This is a genomic window from Streptomyces sp. NPDC031274, assembly GCF_055570235.1.
Window position 1 is genome coordinate 1 of sequence record NZ_JBVIHP010000445.1, and the last position, 1071, is coordinate 1071.

The window sequence follows — 1071 nt, forward strand, 5'->3', positions numbered from 1 at the left end:
GGGGTGCCGCCGCAGCCCGACGGCTCCGCCTTCCTGACCTGGCTGCGCACGCCGCGGCCCGGCGCGCAGCCGGGGGTGTGGCGGTTCGGGCATCGGCCTCGGCCGGAGCAGGAGCCCGAGATCACTCCGGCGCGGCAGCTGTTCACGGGGGCGCTGATCGCGTTCCTGGTGGGGTGGCTGCTCTGGTCGCTGCTCTGGAACGGCTATCTCGGCGGCTGGTGGGTCGTTCCGCTTGAGCTGTTCCTGCCCGACGCCTGGATCTACTCGGACGACCAGGTCGGCAACGCCGTCGTTTGGTACAGCTACTACACCCTCATCGTGTTCGTCATCATGATCGGCGTCGGCCGTATCGGCCGCTGGGACGAGATCTGGCGCCGCTACATCGCCCCCCGCTTCCGCCGCCCCACCCCGCCGCAGCCGCCCCCCGCCCCCGGCGAGGACCCCGCACACTGGCCCCAGCTGCGGGAAGCCGGTGCGGATGCCGCTGCCGAGCGGCTGGCCGCCGATGCGCGCGCCGGGCTCATGCGGGACGTCGACCATGCCCGGATCACGCGGGCCTGGCGGTCCGTGCGGGCCGGGCGCAACAGCCTCTCCGCGTTCACCGACTCCGTCGTGCGGGACGGGGCCGCCGCCTGCGCCCATCCCTCCGGCGACCGGGACCTGCCCGCCCGCGCCGCCCGCCACGACCTCGCCACGGCGCAGGTGCGGATCGGGACGACCGCCGATGATCCGCGTAATCCCTATGCCTATCGGGGGACCGGTCTCGGGCTCGGCCCCGAACTGCTGGGGACCTCGCTGCTCGCCGTGGGGCCCGCCGGGTCCGGCAAGACCAGCGGGGTCGTGTGGCCGGTCGCCGAGTCGTTGTGCCTGGGGGCGCTCGCCGGGAGGGCCGCGGTGGTCGTGGTCGGGGCCGCGGGTGCCGGGCTCGGGCCCGCCGACGACTACGACGTGGTGGTGCGGATCGGGCATCCCGACTCCGTGTACGACCTCGACCTGTACGGCGGCACGGACGACCCGGACGAGGCGGCGGCCGTGCTCGCCGAGGCCCTCGTCGGCGACCTCGTCGACCCG

Annotated in this window: 1 pseudogene; it reads left to right on the plus strand. The window is 74.9% G+C overall.

Annotation, left to right across the window (positions count from 1 at the left end):
• A pseudogene (locus ACZ5CR_RS47060) lies at positions 1 to 1071 on the plus strand (ATP-binding protein); the annotation flags it as partial.